At 34.4% G+C, this 2,334-nt stretch carries 3 protein-coding genes; 1 reads left to right on the top strand and 2 read right to left on the bottom strand.

Going from position 1 to position 2,334, the window contains the following annotated elements; translation table 11 throughout:
• Positions 1–142 precede the first annotated feature (142 nt).
• Positions 143–913: a sporulation protein gene (locus ADA55_RS09685; RefSeq protein ID WP_048682696.1), complete on the top strand. Its 771-nt coding sequence runs from the start codon at positions 143–145 to the stop codon at positions 911–913.
• Between the two features lie 255 nt (positions 914–1,168).
• Here ADA55_RS09685 and ADA55_RS09680 read toward each other — a convergent pair whose 3' ends face one another.
• Both ADA55_RS09680 and ADA55_RS09675 read right to left on the bottom strand, forming a co-directional pair.
• On the bottom strand, positions 1,169–1,483 hold the full coding sequence (locus ADA55_RS09680) for a hypothetical protein (RefSeq protein ID WP_048682692.1): 315 nt from the start codon (positions 1,481–1,483) through the stop codon (positions 1,169–1,171).
• Positions 1,484–1,634: 151 nt separating this feature from the next.
• On the bottom strand, positions 1,635–2,153 hold the full coding sequence (locus ADA55_RS09675) for a histidine phosphatase family protein (RefSeq protein ID WP_048682689.1): 519 nt from the start codon (positions 2,151–2,153) through the stop codon (positions 1,635–1,637).
• Positions 2,154–2,334: the final 181 nt, after the last annotated feature.

Raw genomic sequence — 2,334 nt, 5'->3', positions numbered from 1 at the left:
TCCGCATTGCACCACTTAGATATGCATAAATTTTTGTGGTTTCACTTTTTCATGGCCCATTAAACTTTGACCCCCTTCTAGAGGCGCTCATGGACCTATTATGCTATGCTATTTATAGACTTACAAAGGGGGAATTATGTACATGTCATTTTTTGATAAAATGAAAGCAAGCATCGGAATCGGTGCGGCGAAAGTGGATACAAAATTGGAAAAAGATTCATACAAACAAGGAGAAACGGTAAAAGGGAACGTGTTTGTCCTTGGCGGAAACACCAAACAGGAAATCAATGGGCTGTACATCCATGTGATGACACAGGTTTTGAGGGAACAGGATGACCGTAAGTATTTAGATGATGTTACCCTTTACAAAATAAAGGTTTCGGATGCATTCGTCATTGAAAAAGGCGAAGAAAAGGTGATTCCGTTTTCCTTGCAACTTCCGTACGAAACGCCAATCACGGTAGGGGACGTGTCTGTGTGGATGAAGACGGAAATGGATGTGACGTTCGCATTGGACCCTAAAGATAACGATTATATAAACGTATTGGAAAATGAAACAGTCAGTAGCTTCCTAAAAGCAATCGAATCATTAGGGTTTTACTTGAACAAAGTGAAAAATGTACCCTTCAAACGCAGCAAAACGGGTGTCTTTCAGGAATTCGAATACAAGCCAAAGGGCGGTCCATTCCAAAGAAGCCTTGATGAGGTTGAAATCGGATTCGTCGCGGACGCTCAATCCGTAGATTTATTCATCGAAGTGGATAGAAAAGCAAGAGGACTTTCTGGTTTTTTGGAAAGTGCAGCAGGAATGGATGAATCCAAGATCCGAGTGCAATACAAACATTTCCAAAAGGAAAGTGTAGAAACAGCCAAGCAAGAACTAACGGATATACTATCCCGTTATTCTCGATAAATTGGATTTGCTTATCTGCCTTATATAACCCCCATACATCAGTTAAGATCATACCTGTTTCACTCCAATCTATACCCTATTAATAGACAGTATAGACAAAAGAAGAACTATTATACTAGATTAGTAGATTTTTCATTAAACAATAACACCTGTTAGTTAAAGAAGAAAAACTGCCTTAAGACAGATCCGATCTTCAGCTTACGCACCCGTTAAAGGAGTTGCCCTAACAACTCCTTTAAGAACAAAATTTATTTATTAATCACTAATAATCCTGTTTTTATTTTTAAAGTAAATAAAAAAATTAAATATGCTTAACCCTAAAATTATAAGAAACAAATATGAGGAAATAACATCTCCTCCTAAATTTAATTCATCAGCTATGTATCCTATAATAATAAGATTAATACCAGAAACAATTATTGAAATTATTGAAGTAATACTAACTGTGAATCCATTAACGAGGTTGCTCCGTTTCTTTTGAACCAATAAAATAATGGTAATAACAATTAAACTAATTATAAAAGTAATAAAAACTAATCTTAGGAAATCGTATATTTCCAACCCTTCCATAGTCATCCCCCTTACTATCCTTTTCCTATTAATTTACCACAAAAAACCATTATCCTTATGCAACTAAACTGCCCGGTAGTTCTATAAGAAAAGGAGCTACTGATCAGCTCCTGATATTAAAAAAGTTAAAATTATTCAGCACGAAAGTAAGTTAATTCAAATGCGTAGTACTATTTGAAAATCTTATAAGTTTGTATGGATGATCGGTATACTCAAGAAGATGTATACCTGTATTATTAGAATTGAACCACACATCATTAATTTCGGGTGGTAATTGAAGAAAGCTTTCAATTATTTTAGTAATCATCCCCCCATGGGATATTATAGCAATTCTTTTATAATTTGCACTGTTCTCTCTAATATAAGAAAGGACATTTTGAGCTCGTAATCTAAAATTAAATTCACTCTCCATATCTTGCATCTCTCGTAAATCATCTAAGAATGTTACTGGGCATTGGATAGTATTTGCTAAAGTTTCAGCAGTTTCACTAGCACGAAGCAAAGTACTTGACCATATGAATTCTGGTGGAAACTCTTCTGATACACGCCGACACATTTTTTCTACTTGTTCAACTCCCTTAATAGTTAATGGTAAATCTGTAGTTCCTTCATAATTTTCTTCTAGAAAATCGTCTTCTGACTCACCATGTCGAATTAATAGTATCTGCAAGATAACACCTCAACTTTGTTTTATTTATCCATATTAATAATTCAATTCAACTTTAATAAAACCTTTAAAAGAATAAAAACTGAGGTATCATAACTCTAAACCCTATTAAGGTTTATTAAGAACCTTGTTCAACTAACCTCCCTCAATAAACTAAACACAATCTCACGATTGCTTTAAAATT

It is taken from the genome of Bacillus sp. 220_BSPC (assembly GCF_001054655.1).
Taxonomy (GTDB): domain Bacteria; phylum Bacillota; class Bacilli; order Bacillales; family DSM-1321; genus Peribacillus; species Peribacillus frigoritolerans.
The sequence above is the reverse complement of the archived record's forward strand: the minus strand, read 5'-3'. Positions and strand labels throughout refer to the sequence as shown.